Raw genomic sequence first — 16,224 nt, forward strand, 5'->3', positions numbered from 1 at the left:
TTATTCGCCTTTTTTCGCGGCCTGGATATAGAGCATCTCCAGTGCCAGGGTCGCCGCGGCCAGCGCGGTGATCTCGGACTGGTCATAGGCAGGCGCCACTTCCACCACGTCCATCCCGACAATGTTCAGATCCTTCAGGCCGCGCACCAGTTTGATGGCGCGGTCTGAGGTCAGCCCGCCGATCACCGGCGTACCGGTGCCCGGTGCAAATGCCGGATCCAGGCAGTCGATGTCGAAGGTAAGATACACGGGCATATCACCCACGATCTGCTTCACCTGAGCGATGATGTCATCGACGCCGCGATCGTTAACCTGGCCTGCATCCAGCACGGTGAAGCCGTTGTCTTTGTCGAACTCGGTGCGAATACCGATCTGCACGGAGTGGTTCGGGTCGATCAGACCTTCGTTCGGCGCGGTGAAGAACATGGTGCCGTGGTCAAACTCGCAGCCGTTCGCGTAGGTGTCGGTATGCGCATCGAAGTGCACCAGCGCCATTTTACCGAAGTGCTTCGCATGGGCGCGCAGCAGCGGCAGGGTCACGAAGTGGTCGCCGCCGAAGGAGAGCATGCGCTTGCCGGCAGCCAGCAGCTTCTCGGCGTGCGCCTGCAGCTTTTCGCTCATCTCACGCGCGTCGCCGAAGGCGTACACCAGGTCACCGCAGTCAACCACATTCAGGCGCTCGCGCATGTCGAAGTTCCACGGGAAGCGGTTATGCTCCCAGGCCAGGTTAGTGGAAACCTGACGAATCGCTGCCGGGCCGTGACGACCACCCGCACGACCGGATGTTGCCATATCGAACGGCACACCGGTGATCACCCAGTCAGCGTCACTGTCGTACGGCTGGAAGTTCATCGGAAGGCGTAAAAAACCAAACGCGTTAGATACCAGAGAGTTGTCGTACTGATGACCTAAAGTGCTCATGTCCTGACCTCTTTTAAAGTCGATACATTAAAAACAGATGAAAAAAAATCCCCTCCGCGTCGTTAAACCCGACGAGGAAGGGATTGATTCGTAAATCGCTTATTGGGGCGAATTATCGCCGGTAATGCCTACGGGTTCAAGTGAGTATAGGGCATTGTGCGGTCTGATGCCCTCCCCCCTCCCTCTCCCACAGGGAGATAGAGGGTTTCCTACTCGTCTTCCAGGTAGGTGTACCCGTAGAGACCCGCTTCAAACTCATCCAGGAACTGCTGCTGGAGCGCATCGTCCAGACCGGTGTTTTTCACCTGGTCGCGGAACTGGGTGAGCAGTTTTTTCGGATCCAGCTGAACGTATTCCAGCATGTCCGCCACGGTGTCCCCTTCATCGGAAAGCTCGATTTCTACGTTTCCGTCAGGGAACACGAACACGTCCACCGCTTCGGTGTCACCGAACAGGTTGTGCATGTTGCCGAGGATCTCCTGATACGCGCCGACCATAAAGAAGCCCAGCATCGGCGGGTTCTCCGGGTCGTATTCCGGCATTGGCATCGTCGTTGCGATACCGTCGCCGTCAACGTAGTGGTCGATGGCACCGTCGGAGTCACAGGTGATGTCCAGCAGCACCGCACGGCGTTCCGGCGCATGGTTCAGCCCTTCCAGCGGCAGTACCGGGAACAGCTGGTCGATACCCCAGGCATCCGGCATCGACTGGAACAGCGAGAAGTTGACGTAGATCTTATCCGCCATTCGCTCCTGCAGCTCGTCGATAATCGGACGGTGCGCACGGTTGCTCGGGTCGAGCTGTTTCTGCACTTCATGGCACATGTTCAGGTAGAGCTGCTCCGCCCACGCGCGCTCCTGCAGGCTGAAGGTGCCTGAAGAATAACCCACGTGAATATCATGCAGGTCCATCTGGCTATCGTGCAGCCATTCGCGCAGGGAACGGCGCGTGCCCGGCTCGTGCATCTCCTGCCAGGTTTCCCACATGCTTTGCAGGGAACGCGGGGCATCATCTGCCGGAGGCGTCGCTTCGGTAGTTTCGCTGCGCTCAACGCCGATAATGTTAGAGACCAGCACAGTATGGTGCGCGGTCACCGCGCGACCGGATTCGGTAATCACCGTCGGGTGCGGCAGGCCGTTTTCTTCACAGGCATCGCCGATCGCCCAGATGATATTGTTCGCGTATTCGTTCAGGCCGTAGTTCACCGAGCAGTCAGACTGCGAGCGGGTCCCTTCGTAGTCCACGCCGAGGCCGCCGCCCACGTCGAAGCACTGAATATTCACGCCAAGCTTGTGCAGCTCCACGTAGAACCGCGCGGATTCACGCACGCCGGTCGCGATGTCGCGAATGTTGGCCATCTGCGAGCCGAGGTGGAAGTGCAGCAGCTGAATGCTGTCCAGACGACCGCGCTCGCGCAGGATTTCCACCAGCTGCAGCACCTGGTTCGCCGCCAGGCCGAACTTGGATTTCTCGCCGCCGGAGGACTGCCATTTACCGGAACCTTGTGACGCCAGACGCGCACGCACGCCAAGGCGCGGCACCACGTTCAGACGTTCTGCCTCCTCCAGCACGATGGCGATTTCGGTCATCTTTTCGATAACCAGATAGACCTTGTGGCCCATCTTCTCGCCAATCAGCGCCAGGCGAATGTATTCACGGTCTTTATAGCCGTTACAGACGATCACCGAACGGGTCATGCCCGCATGCGCCAGAACCGCCATCAGCTCCGCTTTGGAGCCTGCTTCCAGGCCCAGCGGTTCGCCGGAGTGGATCAGGGATTCAATCACGCGGCGGTGCTGATTCACCTTGATCGGGTAAACCAGGAAATAGTCGCCTTTATAGCCGTAGGACTCACGCGCGCGCTTGAACGCGGCGTTAATAGAACGCAGGCGATGTTGCAGGATCTGCGGGAAGCAGAACAGTGCAGGTAAACGCTGGCCCTGAGCTTCACGGGCTTTCACCAGTTTCGCGAGATCCACGCGCGCTTCAGGGACGTCCGGATCCGGGCAGACGCTGATGTGGCCCAGTTCGTTGACGTCGTAGTAGTTATTGCCCCACCAGGCAATATTGTAAGTGCGCAGCATCTTGCTGGCTTCCTCGGAGCTCATCGCAACCTCCTGCATAGAACGTAGTACACCCTGTTCGCCCGCTGACGAAGGCGAAAAAGAAGACATGTCGTCAGACATAGCGAACCTCAACTCTTTGTATTAAGTGTAAAACAGTTGACTACTATCGCAGCGTTATACGGCGATAACAACCCATAAACGGCTCCGTTTCCCAGCAGAGTATGCTGAAAACCAGACCGTGCGACCGGTTTCTTATTCATATCATTGTAAAACACGTATCCGAACTCTGTATGACAAGGTTCGGCGAAACCACGAGAAAACTCTTGTATTAACAAGAGCGCCCTTGTTCAGTTTTCACAAAGCGTGACCGGCCCTGGAATCCTGAGAAGCGCCGAGATGGGTATAACATCGGCAGGTTTGCAGACTAGAAATGCGGGTTGCGGGAATCAAATACGCGCCAGAACGGCTGCGCTGAATTAGCGGAAAACGATGGTTCATTATCTCGTATCACCTCCACGGCCGCCTCTGCTGAAACGGACCCCAAGCCAAAGCTAACAGTTCACTGCTTAACCCGGCTGGAAGTGGCGACACGATGAGTTCATCGAGCGCTTATTTTATATGAGCCGCGCGCCGCGTTTTATACCGAGAACAGGGGTAAAAAGCAAAAGATAAATGTGCGCGTTGCCGGTGCCGTCAGGAATTATTGCCAGCCGCAATTTCAACTGAGTGAGAGGTTAGTCAAAAAAAACTGGAAATCGGGCGAAGAAGTGACCTAAAATAGCCATCCAGATGTTAATCCATCTATACTGATTAACACTCATACTGCCAGTGTCAAAAACCTGCAGGCCTTGGTAGAATTATCTCCTTTGGCTATTCCACACAGCAGCTTGAGCTAACCAAATTCCTCTTAGGTGAAATAAAACATGGCAAAACACCTGTTTACGTCCGAGTCCGTATCAGAAGGACATCCTGATAAAATTGCTGACCAAATCTCCGATGCGGTGCTGGATGCGATCCTGGCGCAGGATCCAAAAGCGCGCGTAGCGTGTGAAACCTATGTCAAAACCGGCATGGTTCTGGTTGGCGGTGAGATCACCACCAGCGCATGGGTTGATATCGAAGAGATCACCCGTAACACGGTGCGTGAGATCGGCTATGTGCATTCTGATATGGGCTTTGATGCCAACTCTTGCGCGGTACTGAGCGCGATTGGCAAACAGTCTCCAGACATCAACCAGGGCGTTGATCGTGCCGATCCGCTGGAACAGGGCGCGGGCGACCAGGGCCTGATGTTTGGCTATGCAACCAACGAAACCGACGTGCTGATGCCAGCACCTGTCACCTATGCGCACCGTCTGGTGCAGCGTCAGGCTGAAGTGCGTAAAAATGGCACCCTGCCGTGGCTGCGCCCGGATGCGAAAAGCCAGGTCACCTTCCAGTATGACGACGGAAAAATCGTTGGGATTGACGCGGTAGTACTTTCTACCCAGCATTCCGAAGATATCGATCAGAAATCCCTGCAGGAAGCAGTGATGGAAGAGATCATCAAGCCGGTTCTGCCGACCGAATGGCTGAGCTCTGCGACCAAATTCTTCATCAACCCAACCGGACGCTTCGTTATCGGCGGCCCGATGGGTGACTGCGGTCTGACCGGTCGTAAAATCATCGTTGATACCTACGGCGGCATGGCGCGTCACGGTGGCGGTGCGTTCTCCGGTAAAGATCCGTCTAAAGTTGACCGTTCTGCGGCGTACGCTGCACGTTATGTGGCGAAAAACATCGTAGCTGCCGGCCTGGCTGACCGCTGTGAGATCCAGGTTTCCTACGCAATCGGCGTAGCTGAGCCAACCTCCATCATGGTTGAAACCTTTGGTACCGAGAAAGTGCCTTCAGAACAGCTGACGCTGCTGGTGCGCGAGTTCTTCGACCTGCGTCCATACGGCCTGATTCAGATGCTGGATCTGCTGCACCCAATCTACAAAGAAACCGCTGCATACGGTCACTTTGGTCGTGAACATTTCCCATGGGAAAAAACCGACAAAGCCGCCCTGCTGCGTGAAGCTGCCGGTCTGAAGTAATCGCGACTGACAGCGCAAAACAGGCCAGCCTTTGTGCTGGCCTTTTTTGTGTCGGCTGGCGGCAATGTTTGAAACCGCTTACACCATACCGAATATATCCCGCTTTCAGAATAATCTCTTTGCCTGATCGCCTTTCTTCTGCTGTTACATTTCATTTCAGTTAAGTCCGAAATTTAAACAAACGCGATGCACTTCACCTCATTTAACTCTATATTTTCAAAGCTTTAATTATTTTTACGGTTCCGCGTTAGTGTAACCGATTACACCTATGTGATTAATCTCACATATTTTTACGGGTCACTCACCTACCCTTTCCATCAATAAAACTGATAACCCAACTGGAGGGCATAATGCCTGACAATAAAAAACAGGGGCGTACGTCCAACAAGGCGATGACATTCTTCGTCTGTTTCCTCGCCGCCCTGGCAGGATTACTTTTTGGCCTGGATATCGGCGTGATTGCCGGTGCATTACCTTTCATCACTGACGAGTTCCAGATCAGCGCTCACACCCAGGAGTGGGTGGTCAGCTCCATGATGTTTGGCGCGGCCGTCGGGGCCGTCGGCAGCGGCTGGCTCTCCTTCAAACTCGGACGTAAAAAAAGCCTGATGATCGGCGCGATCCTGTTCGTTGCCGGTTCACTCTTCTCTGCCGCTGCGCCTAACGTTGAGGTTCTGCTGGTTTCCCGCGTGCTGCTCGGCCTGGCCGTGGGCGTCGCGTCCTATACCGCCCCGCTTTACCTGTCTGAAATCGCGCCGGAGAAAATCCGCGGCAGTATGATTTCGATGTACCAGCTGATGATCACCATCGGTATTCTGGGCGCTTATCTTTCAGATACGGCGTTCAGCTACAGCGGCGCATGGCGCTGGATGCTCGGCGTCATCATCATCCCGGCCATTCTGCTGCTGATTGGCGTCTTCTTCCTGCCGGACAGCCCGCGCTGGTTCGCCGCCAAACGCCGCTTCCACGATGCCGAACGGGTTTTACTGCGCCTGCGCGATACCAGCGCGGAAGCGAAAAACGAGCTGGAAGAGATCCGCGAAAGCCTGAAGGTCAAACAGTCCGGCTGGGCGCTGTTTAAAGAGAACAGCAACTTCCGCCGCGCGGTGTTCCTCGGCGTACTGCTTCAGGTGATGCAGCAGTTCACCGGGATGAACGTCATTATGTATTACGCGCCAAAAATCTTTGAACTGGCGGGCTATACCAACACCACCGAGCAGATGTGGGGGACCGTCATCGTGGGTCTGACCAACGTGCTGGCGACCTTTATCGCCATCGGTCTGGTGGACCGCTGGGGACGTAAGCCAACCCTGACGCTGGGCTTCCTGGTGATGGCGGCCGGTATGGGTGTCCTCGGTACCATGATGCATGTTGGCATTCACTCACCAACCGCCCAGTACTTTGCCGTAGGCATGCTGCTGATGTTTATCGTCGGGTTTGCGATGAGCGCCGGTCCGCTGATCTGGGTGCTGTGCTCTGAGATTCAGCCGCTGAAAGGGCGTGATTTTGGTATCACCTGCTCTACCGCAACCAACTGGATTGCCAACATGATCGTCGGCGCAACGTTCCTGACCATGCTCAATACCCTGGGCAACGCGAACACCTTCTGGGTCTACGCCGGTCTGAATATCTTCTTTATTGTGCTGACAATCTGGCTGGTTCCAGAAACCAAACACGTTTCTCTGGAACATATTGAACGTAACCTGATGAAAGGTCGTCCGCTGCGCGAAATCGGCGCCCACGACTAATTCTCTTGCGGGAGGCGCCTCTTGCGCCTCCCCGCTTCGCGCTTTATGCTCTGCCCCTATGAAAGCACCCCGTCTCCCCATCGCCCTTCAGCAAGCCGTTATGCGCAGCCTGCGGGAAAAACTCGCCCAGGCGAACCTGAAGCTCGGTCGCAATTACCCTGAACCTAAGATCGTTTATCAGCAGCGCGGAACCGCAGCCGGTACCGCCTGGCTCGAGCATTATGAGATCCGCCTTAACCCGGTGCTCATGATGGAAAACCAGCAGGCGTTTATCGAGGAAGTGGTGCCGCACGAGCTGGCGCATCTGCTGGTGTGGAAACACTTCGGACGCGTCGCGCCCCACGGGAAAGAGTGGAAGTGGATGATGGAAGCGGTGCTCGGCGTTCCGGCACGCCGTACCCATCAGTTCGAGCTGGAATCGGTGCGCCGCAATACCTTCCCCTATCGCTGCCGGTGTCAGCAGCACCAGCTTACCGTCCGCCGCCATAATCGCGTGGTGCGCGGCGAGGCGACCTACCGCTGCGTCAAATGCGGCGAGCCGCTGGTTGCGGAATAATCATCTGAACTTTCAGGAACTTTCCTGATCTGACTGATTGCATACGGGAACAACATTCGTTACGTTGCGGGCTCGTTTTGACACGGAGTGTAAGATGTCCCGTAATTTTTCTCTCGCGGTCGCCTTTCTGACGACGGCGCTCTCAGGCCATGCTCTGGCCGACGGTATCAACAGTTTTTCCCAAGCCAAGGCAGCAGGCGTGAAGGTGAACGCCGATGTGCCGGGCGATTTCTACTGCGGCTGTAAAATTAACTGGCAGGGTAAAAAAGGGGTCGTTGACCTTGAGTCCTGCGGCTATAATGTGCGTAAAAACGAAAACCGCGCCAGCCGTATTGAATGGGAGCATGTCGTTCCTGCCTGGCAGTTTGGCCACCAGCGCCAGTGCTGGCAGGATGGGGGACGTAAAAACTGCGCCAAAGATCCGGTTTATCGCCAGATGGAAAGCGATATGCATAACCTGCAGCCTGCGGTTGGCGAAGTGAACGGTGACCGCGGCAACTTTATGTACAGCCAGTGGAACGGTGGCGAAGGCCAGTACGGCCAGTGCGATATGAAGGTTGATTTTAAAGAGAAAGTCGCCGAGCCCCCTGCCCGCGCGCGCGGCAGCATTGCTCGCACCTATTTCTATATGCGTGACCGTTACGACCTCAACCTCTCTCGCCAGCAGACTCAGCTGTTCAACGCATGGGACAAACAGTACCCGGTGACGGAGTGGGAATGCCGGCGCGACGAACGTATCGCCAGAGTACAGGGGAATCACAACCCTTACGTCCAGCGGGCTTGCCAGGCGCAAAAGAGCTAACCTACACTACGGCAATTCGCTTATATCGCATGACACATGGAATTTCTGACTATGCGCATTCCCCGCATTTACCATCCTGAACTGATTACCGCAGGCCGCGAAATCTCCCTGTCTGATGATGCCGCCAACCACGTAGGCCGCGTGCTGCGCATGGGCGCAGGTCAGGCAATACAGCTGTTCGACGGCTCGAACCAGGTTTTCGACGCGGAAATTACGCGGTCTGATAAAAAAAGCGTGCACGTTAACGTCCTGCGTGGCGAAGTGGATGACCGGGAATCACCGCTGCATATCCATCTGGGCCAGGTGATGTCGCGCGGCGAGAAAATGGAGTTCACCATTCAGAAATCCATTGAACTGGGTGTAAGCCTCATTACGCCACTTTTTTCTGAGCGCTGTGGCGTTAAACTGGATGCGGAACGTCTGAACAAAAAGATCCAGCAGTGGCAGAAAATTGCCATTGCGGCCTGCGAACAGAGTGGACGCAACCGTATTCCGGAGATCCGTCCGGCGATGGATCTGGAGGACTGGTGTGCAGAAGAGGAGAGTGGGCTGAAGCTCAATCTCCATCCGCGCGCCAGCGCCAGCATCAATACGCTGCCGCTGCCCGTTGAGCGCGTACGCCTGTTGATTGGCCCCGAAGGCGGCCTGTCGGCGGACGAAATTGCGATGACGGCACGTTACCAGTTTACTGATATTCTGTTGGGACCTCGCGTTCTGCGCACTGAGACAACGGCACTCACGGCCATTACCGCGCTACAGGTACGGTTTGGCGATCTGGGTTGAAGCATTAACGGAGAAGAACATGATCAAGCTCGGCATCGTGATGGACCCCATCGCAAACATTAACATCAAGAAAGATTCCAGCTTCGCCATGCTGCTGGAAGCGCAGCGTCGCGGCTATGAACTCCACTATATGGAGATGAACGATCTTTACCTGATCAACGGTGAAGCCCGCGCGCGCACCCGCATCGTTAACGTCGAGCAGAACTACGACAAATGGTACGAGTTCGGCACCGAGCAGGATATTGCCCTGGCCGATCTCAACGTCATCCTGATGCGTAAAGATCCGCCGTTCGACACCGAATACATCTACAGCACCTACATCCTTGAGCGTGCTGAAGAGAAAGGCACGCTGATCGTCAACAAGCCGCAGAGCCTGCGCGACTGCAACGAGAAGCTCTACACCGCCTGGTTCTCTGACCTTACGCCGGAAACCCTGGTGACCCGCAGCAAAGCGCAGCTGAAAGAATTCTGGCAGAAGCACGGCGATATCATCATGAAGCCGCTGGACGGCATGGGCGGCGCATCGATTTTCCGCGTGAAAGAGAGCGATCCGAACATTGGCGTGATTGCCGAAACGCTGACCGAACTGGGCACGCGTTACTGCATGGCACAGAACTATATTCCGGCGATCAAAGACGGCGATAAGCGCGTGCTGGTGGTGGATGGCGAACCGGTTCCTTACTGCCTGGCGCGTATCCCGCAGGGTGGCGAAACCCGCGGTAACCTGGCGGCCGGTGGCCGCGGTGAGCCGCGCCCGCTGACCGAAAGCGACTGGGAAATTGCCCGCCGCGTTGGTCCGACGCTGAAAGCCAAAGGCCTGATCTTCGTTGGCCTGGATATCATCGGCGATCGTCTGACCGAAGTGAACGTCACCAGCCCGACCTGCATTCGTGAAATTGAAGCGGAATTCCCGATCTCAATCACCGGAATGCTGATGGACGCAATCGAAAAACGTTTAGAGAAATAACCTAACAATACTATTAGTGACAGCGCCTGTGTTTGTCCCCATACTGGGCGCTGTCGCTTTTTAAACCAGGAAACAGTACCTCTGACAATGAATTTACAGCATCACTTTCTTATTGCCATGCCTGCTCTCCAGGACCCGATTTTTCGCCGCGCCGTGGTGTATATTTGTGAATACAATGAAGACGGCGCGATGGGCATTATCATCAATAAACCACTGGAAAACCTGCAGGTTGAAGGGATTCTGGACAAGCTGAAAATCCCGGCTGAAGCGCGACTACCGGAAATCCGGCTTGATAAACCCGTGATGCTGGGTGGACCTCTTGCAGAAGATCGCGGTTTTATCCTGCATACGCCGCCGGTATTCTCTTCCAGCATTCGCATCTCCGACAACACCGTTATCACGACATCGCGTGACGTGCTCGAAACGCTGGGTACCGCAGAGCAGCCCTCTGAAGTGCTGGTGGCGCTTGGCTATTCGTCGTGGGAGAAAGGCCAGCTTGAGCAAGAGATCCTCGATAACGCCTGGCTTACCGCGCCTGCGGACATGAATATCCTGTTTAAAACCCCTATCGCCGATCGCTGGCGTGACGCGGCGAAGCTGATTGGCATTGATATCCTGACCATGCCTGGCGTAGCGGGGCACGCCTGATGAGCGGAACGCTTCTGGCCTTCGATTTTGGTACCAAAAGCATTGGCGTCGCCGTGGGTCAGCGCATCACCGGTACCGCGCGTCCGCTCGCGGCCCTGAAGGCCAATGACGGCACACCAGACTGGAATCTGATCGAGCGACTGCTCAAAGAGTGGCAGCCAGACGAGGTGATTGTTGGGCTGCCGCTAAACATGGACGGCACAGAACAGCCGCTTACCGCCCGGGCACGTAAGTTCGCCAATAAAATCCATGGCCGCTTTGGCGTCTCCGTTAAGCTTCACGACGAGCGTCTCAGCACCGTCGAAGCGCGCGCGGGCCTGTTTGAGCACGGCGGTTTCCGGGCGCTCAACAAAGGCAGCGTGGACTCCGCTTCAGCAGTAATCATCCTCGAAAGCTATTTCGAACAGGGCTTTTAAACTCAGGGGCCTACAGCCGCCCCTGCGCCCGTCTCTCTGCCAGGCTCTGGTCAAAGTTCTGCATTCCTGCCTGCTGACCGGTTTGGATGATGCCGGGAAGTTGCCACGTTTTCCCTTCACGAATAAGATTCGCCGCCGCTGGGGTGTTCACCAGCAGTTCATACAACGCGACGCGCCCTCCCTGTAGATCGGGAAGCAGCCTTTGCGCCAGCACCGCCCTCAGGCTGCCAGCCAGCTGGTTACGCACCGGATCTTTCTCCTGCGCCGGGAACGTATCGACCAGACGTTCAATCGCCTGCGATGCCCCGCGCGTATGCAGCGTCGCCAGCACCAGATGCCCGGTTTCAGCTGCAGTTAGCGCCAGGCGGATCGTTTCGCTGTCGCGCAACTCTCCCAGTAAAATAACGTCCGGATCCTGGCGTAAGGCACTACGCAGCGCTTCGGCAAATGACGGGCTGTGCTGGCCTATCTCCCTCTGCTGGATCAGGCAACGTTCACTCTGGTAGATAAACTCCACCGGATCTTCAAGCGTGAGGATATGGCCGTCAGCATGGTGGTTAAGAAAATCGACCATCGCCGCCAGCGTAGTGGATTTGCCGCTGCCGGTTGCCCCGGTCACCAGAATCAGCCCGGCGTCATTGGACAACAGTTCCGGGATTGCCCGCGGCGCGCCCAGCGAAGTGAGCTGCGGGCAGGTACGCGGCAACAGCCGCAGCGTCACAGAGATACCGCTCATCTGCTTAAAGGCACTGCCGCGCAGGCGCTGGCCTCCCGTCACCGTCGCGGCAAAGTCCACCTGCCCGTTCGCCCACCATGTTCCCTGCTGCTCATCGTTGAGCCACGCTTTTAATAACGCCCCAACGTCGGGAGGCGGAAAGGGAGCAGGCTCAAGCCGGCCTAATCTGCGCCAGCGCGGTGGTGAATCACTGCACAGGTGTAGATCGGAGACGTTATGCTTTACACTAAGGGCCACAATTTCTTCCACATCCATAGACTACTCCTCGGAAAATGAACGACATTGCGCATAACCTGGCACAGGTCCGGGACAAAATCTCAGCCGCCGCAACGCGTTGCGGCCGGGCTTCAGAAGAAATTACGCTGCTTGCAGTCAGCAAAACCAAGCCTGCGAGCGCCATCGCAGAAGCCATTGATGCAGGCCAGCGGGCGTTTGGTGAAAACTACGTGCAGGAAGGCGTGGATAAAATTCGCTACTTCCAGGAACAGGGGAAGACGGATCTGCAGTGGCACTTTATTGGCCCACTGCAGTCGAACAAAAGCCGTCTGGTGGCAGAGCACTTCGACTGGTGCCATACCATCGACCGTCTGCGTATTGCTACCCGTCTGAACGATCAGCGCCCGGCAGACATGCCTGCACTTAACGTGCTTATTCAGGTCAACATCAGCGACGAAAACAGCAAGTCCGGCATTACGCTGAGCGAACTGGACGCGCTGGCCGCAGAGGTGGCCAAACTGCCGCGCTTAACCCTGCGCGGGCTGATGGCAATTCCGGCGCCTGAGTCAAGTTATGAAAGGCAGTTTGCCGTGGCACAGCAAATGGCTGTAGCATTTGAGGCGCTAAAAGCGCGCTATAGCACGGTAGACACGCTTTCACTGGGCATGTCGGATGATATGGAAGCCGCCATCGCGGCAGGCAGCACTATGGTGCGCATCGGCACGGCTATTTTCGGTGCGCGCGACTACTCAAAATAATAAGGAAACCTGAGGAACGCCATGAAGACGTTGACTTTCCTGCTCTCAACTGTGCTTGAGCTGTATACGATGGCGCTTTTGCTGCGCGTCTGGATGCAGTGGGCCCGCTGTGATTTTTACAATCCGTTCTCGCAGTTTGTCGTGAAAATCACGCAGCCTGTTGTCGGACCATTGCGCCGTATTATCCCGGCCATGGGCCCCATCGACAGTTCGTCTCTGCTGGTGGCGTTTATTCTGAGCGTTATCAAAGCGATCGTGCTGTTTATGGTCATTACCTTCCAGCCGATTATCTGGATTGCTGCGGTCCTGATTCTGGTCAAAACCGTCGGCCTGCTTATTTTCTGGGTGCTGCTGGTCATGGCCATCATGAGCTGGGTGAGCCAGGGGCGTAGCCCGGTGGAGTATGCTTTGATTCAGCTGGCCGAGCCGCTGCTGCGTCCAATCCGTAATCTGCTTCCGTCTATGGGCGGCATCGATTTTTCCCCGATGATCCTGGTTCTGCTGCTCTATGTGGTCAACATGGGGATCGCAGAGCTGTTACAGTCCACGGGCAATATGCTGCTGCCGGGGCTGTGGATGGCGCTATGAGTGCAGTAAGCACCTGCGCTGACGGGCTGGTTTTGCGGCTGTATATTCAGCCAAAAGCCAGCCGTGACGGTATTGTTGGGCTTCATGGCGACGAGTTAAAAGTCGCCATCACCGCCCCGCCGGTTGACGGCCAGGCGAACGCGCATCTGACTAAATATCTGGCAAAACAGTTTCGCGTCGCCAAAAGCCAGGTCATCATTGAAAAAGGTGAACTTGGGCGACATAAACAGGTAAAAATCCTTAATCCTCAATCTATCCCGACGGAAGTCGCGGCTCTGAAAGAACAGGACTAAACCATGCAGAAAGTTGTTCTCGCGACCGGCAACGCCGGTAAAGTGCGCGAGCTGGCCTCGCTATTAAATGATTTTGGTCTGGACGTGGTCGCCCAGACCGATCTTGGCGTGGAGTCCGCCGAAGAGACGGGGCTGACGTTTATCGAAAACGCGATCCTGAAAGCGCGCCACGCCGCGCAGATTACCGGCCTGCCTGCGATTGCCGACGACTCCGGCCTGGCCGTGGATTTTCTCGGCGGTGCGCCGGGGATTTACTCCGCGCGCTATTCCGGCGTTGACGCCACCGACCAGCAGAATCTGGAAAAGCTGCTTATCGCCCTGAAAGATGTACCGGACGAACAGCGCACCGCGCAGTTCCACTGCGTACTGGTCTATATGCGTCACGCGCAGGACCCTACGCCGATCGTCTGCCACGGTAGCTGGCCGGGCGTGATTACCCGTGAAGCAGCTGGCAACGGCGGCTTTGGCTACGACCCGATTTTCTTTGTCCCGTCCGAGGGCAAAACCGCTGCGGAACTGACCCGCGAAGAAAAAAGCGCGATTTCCCACCGTGGACGCGCGCTGAAACTGTTACTGGAAGCACTGCGTAATGGCTAATTTGCCACCTCTGAGTCTTTATATTCACATCCCGTGGTGCGTGCAGAAATGCCCGTACTGCGATTTCAACTCACACGCGCTGAAGGGCGAAGTGCCGCACGATGACTACGTTGCGCATCTGCTGGCCGACCTGGACGCCGATGTCGCTTACGCACAGGGACGTGAAGTTAAGACCATTTTCATTGGTGGCGGTACGCCGAGCCTGCTGTCCGGCCCGGCGATGCAGACGCTGCTGGACGGCGTGCGTGCGCGCCTGAACCTGGCGTCAGATGCTGAAATTACGATGGAAGCCAACCCCGGCACCGTTGAAGCCGACCGTTTTGTCGACTATCAGCGCGCGGGCGTGAACCGCATCTCCATCGGCGTGCAGAGCTTTAGCGAGCCGAAGCTGAAACGTCTGGGGCGCATTCACGGCCCGGAAGAGGCGAAGCGCGCGGCAAACCTGGCGACCGGGCTGGGCCTTCGCAGCTTTAACCTCGATCTGATGCACGGCCTGCCGGATCAGTCGCTGGAAGAGGCGCTGGACGACCTGCGCCAGGCGATCGAACTGAACCCGCCGCACCTGTCGTGGTACCAGCTCACCATCGAGCCAAACACGCTGTTTGGCTCGCGCCCGCCGGTGCTGCCGGATGACGACGCGCTGTGGGATATCTTCGAGCAGGGTCACAGGCTTTTAACCGCTGCGGGCTATCAGCAGTATGAAACGTCCGCCTATGCGAAGCCGGGCTATCAGTGTCAGCACAACCTGAACTACTGGCGGTTTGGCGACTATCTGGGGATTGGCTGCGGCGCGCACGGTAAAGTCACCTTCCCGGACGGGCGCATTCTGCGCACGGCCAAAACCCGCCACCCGCGCGGGTATATGGAAGGCCGTTATCTTGAGCGTCAGCACGACGTAGAGGCGGCGGATAAGCCGTTTGAGTTCTTTATGAACCGCTTCCGCCTGCTGGAAGCCGCCCCACGAGCGGAGTTTGCGCGTTACACCGGGCTGCCGGAGTCAGTGATTCGCCCACAAATTGACGAAGCGCTGGCGCAGGGGTATCTGACCGAGTGCGATGCGTACTGGCAGATCACCGAGCACGGCAAGCTGTTCTTAAACTCCCTTCTTGAGCTGTTCCTCGCCGAAGAATCCTGAACACCCCGTTGTGCCGACTGAGGGAAAGGTTGGCACGTCATTCGATTCTGGAATAACGAACTCTCGGATAACGAAGAGGCGGTGTTAGAAAAGATCCTTGAAACACTGCAAATGCTGCAACCCCCACCCCGGCCCTCTCTCACAGGGAGAGGGCCGGGGTGAGGGGCCCAGCGCGCGGAGATCTTACTTAAGCGTCCCCACCAGCGCCTTCCGGCTGTCTTCCAGCGACACCACGCGCTTACACACGTCTTTGCCGAACTGCTGGAAATCAGCTTCCTGGTTCTTCCACTCGTTCTGAATGGAGGTCTGCAGACCGCCCAGACTGCCCAGCACGCCCTGCAGCGGGTTACCGCCGCCTTTCAGAACCGCTTTGGCGCCCATCTCGTTGATGCTGTCCTGCAGGATGCCGCCCATCGCCTGGTTCACCAGCTGCTGCCCGTCAGCACGGACCTGATCGATCGCCTTGTAGTGGAACGTCAGCCCGTCGGAGCGCGTCTCGATAATCCGGTTCATCTGCTCTTTAAGCTGCTTATCGAGCTTCGTCAGGCGGGTACGCATGTTACTGCTCTCCCCCACCTCTTTGGTGATGATCTTATCCAGCGCCACGCGGCTTTTCTCAACGCGGGTCAGGGCACCTTCATTAATCCACGGCAGCGCGGTACGCAATTCGGACTGGTAGTCTTTCGCCTGCTCACGCTGTGCGGCAGTCAAATTGTACTGCTTGCCGTTATAGGTGACGTTCCCTTCTGGCGTAATCACCAGATTGCCGTTCTCGCCTTTAACCTGCACGGTTTGCGGGCTTAACACCACGTCATCACGCGGGGTGACGCTACATTGATAATCCGCATGGGCGGTGAATCCGGTTGCCATCAAAGCAACGGCCAGCAACGTTTTGCGCATCTTAAACACTCCCTCA

Annotated in this window: 18 protein-coding genes and 2 pseudogenes; 14 read left to right on the plus strand and 6 right to left on the minus strand. The window is 56.6% G+C overall.

Annotation, left to right across the window (positions count from 1 at the left end):
* The 4 genes and pseudogenes from speB to KGP24_RS24765 all read right to left on the minus strand — a co-directional run.
* Positions 1-921, minus strand: a complete 921-nt coding sequence (gene speB / locus KGP24_RS19315; protein WP_014071686.1) for an agmatinase — start codon at positions 919-921, stop codon at positions 1-3.
* Positions 922-1,130: 209 nt separating this feature from the next.
* On the minus strand, positions 1,131-3,107 hold the full coding sequence (gene speA / locus KGP24_RS19320) for a biosynthetic arginine decarboxylase (RefSeq protein WP_223561507.1): 1,977 nt from the start codon (positions 3,105-3,107) through the stop codon (positions 1,131-1,133).
* Positions 3,108-3,115: 8 nt separating this feature from the next.
* The gene (gene yqgB / locus KGP24_RS19325; protein WP_127312443.1) at positions 3,116-3,247 is read right to left on the minus strand and encodes an acid stress response protein YqgB; all 132 of its coding nucleotides are present in this window, start codon (positions 3,245-3,247) and stop codon (positions 3,116-3,118) included.
* Between the two features lie 94 nt (positions 3,248-3,341).
* Positions 3,342-3,431: pseudogene (locus tag KGP24_RS24765) on the minus strand (hypothetical protein); the annotation flags it as partial.
* Positions 3,432-3,910: 479 nt separating this feature from the next.
* Here KGP24_RS24765 and metK point away from each other — a divergent pair.
* From metK to ruvX, 8 genes are all read left to right on the plus strand, one after another.
* Positions 3,911-5,065 (plus strand): methionine adenosyltransferase, encoded by a 1,155-nt coding sequence (gene metK / locus KGP24_RS19335; protein ID WP_010435443.1) that lies wholly within the window; start codon positions 3,911-3,913, stop codon positions 5,063-5,065.
* Between the two features lie 350 nt (positions 5,066-5,415).
* On the plus strand, positions 5,416-6,813 hold the full coding sequence (galP, locus tag KGP24_RS19340; RefSeq protein ID WP_223561508.1) for a galactose/proton symporter: 1,398 nt from the start codon (positions 5,416-5,418) through the stop codon (positions 6,811-6,813).
* Between the two features lie 58 nt (positions 6,814-6,871).
* A complete protein-coding gene (locus KGP24_RS19345) occupies positions 6,872-7,369 on the plus strand; it encodes a SprT family zinc-dependent metalloprotease (RefSeq protein ID WP_223561509.1) in 498 nt (165 codons plus the stop codon).
* Positions 7,370-7,463: 94 nt separating this feature from the next.
* Complete coding sequence (gene endA / locus KGP24_RS19350) at positions 7,464-8,171, plus strand: deoxyribonuclease I (protein ID WP_223561510.1); 708 nt, start codon at positions 7,464-7,466, stop codon at positions 8,169-8,171.
* A gap of 51 nt (positions 8,172-8,222) precedes the next feature.
* Positions 8,223-8,954 carry a 16S rRNA (uracil(1498)-N(3))-methyltransferase gene (gene rsmE / locus KGP24_RS19355; protein ID WP_223561511.1) on the plus strand — a complete coding sequence of 244 codons (732 nt, stop codon included), beginning with the start codon at positions 8,223-8,225 and terminating at the stop codon, positions 8,952-8,954.
* A gap of 19 nt (positions 8,955-8,973) precedes the next feature.
* On the plus strand, positions 8,974-9,921 hold the full coding sequence (gshB, locus tag KGP24_RS19360) for a glutathione synthase (RefSeq protein ID WP_223561512.1): 948 nt from the start codon (positions 8,974-8,976) through the stop codon (positions 9,919-9,921).
* Positions 9,922-10,008: 87 nt separating this feature from the next.
* Positions 10,009-10,569, plus strand: coding sequence for a YqgE/AlgH family protein (locus KGP24_RS19365; RefSeq protein ID WP_008499752.1), 561 nt, complete (start codon positions 10,009-10,011; stop codon positions 10,567-10,569).
* Positions 10,569-10,985: a Holliday junction resolvase RuvX gene (gene ruvX / locus KGP24_RS19370; protein ID WP_223561513.1), complete on the plus strand. Its 417-nt coding sequence runs from the start codon at positions 10,569-10,571 to the stop codon at positions 10,983-10,985. Before KGP24_RS19365 ends, ruvX begins: the two co-directional genes overlap by 1 nt.
* A 10-nt stretch (positions 10,986-10,995) precedes the next feature.
* Here ruvX and KGP24_RS19375 read toward each other — a convergent pair whose 3' ends face one another.
* Entirely contained in the window at positions 10,996-11,976 is a 981-nt protein-coding gene (locus tag KGP24_RS19375; RefSeq protein WP_223561514.1) for a type IV pilus twitching motility protein PilT, read from the minus strand.
* Positions 11,977-11,993: 17 nt separating this feature from the next.
* Between KGP24_RS19375 and KGP24_RS19380 the strand changes: the two genes are divergently transcribed.
* The 6 genes and pseudogenes from KGP24_RS19380 to KGP24_RS19405 all read left to right on the plus strand — a co-directional run.
* Positions 11,994-12,695, plus strand: a complete 702-nt coding sequence (locus tag KGP24_RS19380; protein ID WP_223561515.1) for a YggS family pyridoxal phosphate-dependent enzyme — start codon at positions 11,994-11,996, stop codon at positions 12,693-12,695.
* Positions 12,696-12,716: 21 nt separating this feature from the next.
* Positions 12,717-13,283 carry a YggT family protein gene (locus tag KGP24_RS19385; protein ID WP_010435467.1) on the plus strand — a complete coding sequence of 189 codons (567 nt, stop codon included), beginning with the start codon at positions 12,717-12,719 and terminating at the stop codon, positions 13,281-13,283.
* Positions 13,280-13,576: a DUF167 family protein YggU gene (gene yggU, locus KGP24_RS19390; RefSeq protein ID WP_023309131.1), complete on the plus strand. Its 297-nt coding sequence runs from the start codon at positions 13,280-13,282 to the stop codon at positions 13,574-13,576. Before KGP24_RS19385 ends, yggU begins: the two co-directional genes overlap by 4 nt.
* A gap of 3 nt (positions 13,577-13,579) precedes the next feature.
* Entirely contained in the window at positions 13,580-14,173 is a 594-nt protein-coding gene (locus KGP24_RS19395; protein WP_223561516.1) for an XTP/dITP diphosphatase, read from the plus strand.
* Entirely contained in the window at positions 14,166-15,308 is a 1,143-nt protein-coding gene (hemW, locus tag KGP24_RS19400; RefSeq protein WP_223561517.1) for a radical SAM family heme chaperone HemW, read from the plus strand. Before KGP24_RS19395 ends, hemW begins: the two co-directional genes overlap by 8 nt.
* Before the next feature lie 24 nt (positions 15,309-15,332).
* Positions 15,333-15,470 (plus strand): annotated as a pseudogene (locus KGP24_RS19405) (DUF559 domain-containing protein); the annotation flags it as partial.
* Between the two features lie 21 nt (positions 15,471-15,491).
* Here the strand turns inward: KGP24_RS19405 and KGP24_RS19410 are convergent.
* Positions 15,492-16,208, minus strand: a complete 717-nt coding sequence (locus KGP24_RS19410; protein WP_223561518.1) for a DUF2884 domain-containing protein — start codon at positions 16,206-16,208, stop codon at positions 15,492-15,494.
* Between the last annotated feature and the right edge of the window lie 16 nt (positions 16,209-16,224).

Source organism: Enterobacter sp. JBIWA008, assembly GCF_019968765.1.
Lineage (GTDB): Bacteria > Pseudomonadota > Gammaproteobacteria > Enterobacterales > Enterobacteriaceae > Enterobacter.

What these genes read in the sequence shown, in the direction of transcription:
- speB (WP_014071686.1), bottom strand. Translation starts at nt 921, where the DNA reads ATGAGCACTTTAGGTCATCAGTACGACAACTCTCTGGTATCTAACGCG.
- speA (WP_223561507.1), bottom strand. Translation starts at nt 3,107, where the DNA reads ATGTCTGACGACATGTCTTCTTTTTCGCCTTCGTCAGCGGGCGAACAG.
- yqgB (WP_127312443.1), bottom strand. Translation starts at nt 3,247, where the DNA reads ATGAATAAGAAACCGGTCGCACGGTCTGGTTTTCAGCATACTCTGCTG.
- metK (WP_010435443.1), top strand. Translation starts at nt 3,911, where the DNA reads ATGGCAAAACACCTGTTTACGTCCGAGTCCGTATCAGAAGGACATCCT.
- galP (WP_223561508.1), top strand. Translation starts at nt 5,416, where the DNA reads ATGCCTGACAATAAAAAACAGGGGCGTACGTCCAACAAGGCGATGACA.
- KGP24_RS19345 (WP_223561509.1), top strand. Translation starts at nt 6,872, where the DNA reads ATGAAAGCACCCCGTCTCCCCATCGCCCTTCAGCAAGCCGTTATGCGC.
- endA (WP_223561510.1), top strand. Translation starts at nt 7,464, where the DNA reads ATGTCCCGTAATTTTTCTCTCGCGGTCGCCTTTCTGACGACGGCGCTC.
- rsmE (WP_223561511.1), top strand. Translation starts at nt 8,223, where the DNA reads ATGCGCATTCCCCGCATTTACCATCCTGAACTGATTACCGCAGGCCGC.
- gshB (WP_223561512.1), top strand. Translation starts at nt 8,974, where the DNA reads ATGATCAAGCTCGGCATCGTGATGGACCCCATCGCAAACATTAACATC.
- KGP24_RS19365 (WP_008499752.1), top strand. Translation starts at nt 10,009, where the DNA reads ATGAATTTACAGCATCACTTTCTTATTGCCATGCCTGCTCTCCAGGAC.
- ruvX (WP_223561513.1), top strand. Translation starts at nt 10,569, where the DNA reads ATGAGCGGAACGCTTCTGGCCTTCGATTTTGGTACCAAAAGCATTGGC.
- KGP24_RS19375 (WP_223561514.1), bottom strand. Translation starts at nt 11,976, where the DNA reads ATGGATGTGGAAGAAATTGTGGCCCTTAGTGTAAAGCATAACGTCTCC.
- KGP24_RS19380 (WP_223561515.1), top strand. Translation starts at nt 11,994, where the DNA reads ATGAACGACATTGCGCATAACCTGGCACAGGTCCGGGACAAAATCTCA.
- KGP24_RS19385 (WP_010435467.1), top strand. Translation starts at nt 12,717, where the DNA reads ATGAAGACGTTGACTTTCCTGCTCTCAACTGTGCTTGAGCTGTATACG.
- yggU (WP_023309131.1), top strand. Translation starts at nt 13,280, where the DNA reads ATGAGTGCAGTAAGCACCTGCGCTGACGGGCTGGTTTTGCGGCTGTAT.
- KGP24_RS19395 (WP_223561516.1), top strand. Translation starts at nt 13,580, where the DNA reads ATGCAGAAAGTTGTTCTCGCGACCGGCAACGCCGGTAAAGTGCGCGAG.
- hemW (WP_223561517.1), top strand. Translation starts at nt 14,166, where the DNA reads ATGGCTAATTTGCCACCTCTGAGTCTTTATATTCACATCCCGTGGTGC.
- KGP24_RS19410 (WP_223561518.1), bottom strand. Translation starts at nt 16,208, where the DNA reads ATGCGCAAAACGTTGCTGGCCGTTGCTTTGATGGCAACCGGATTCACC.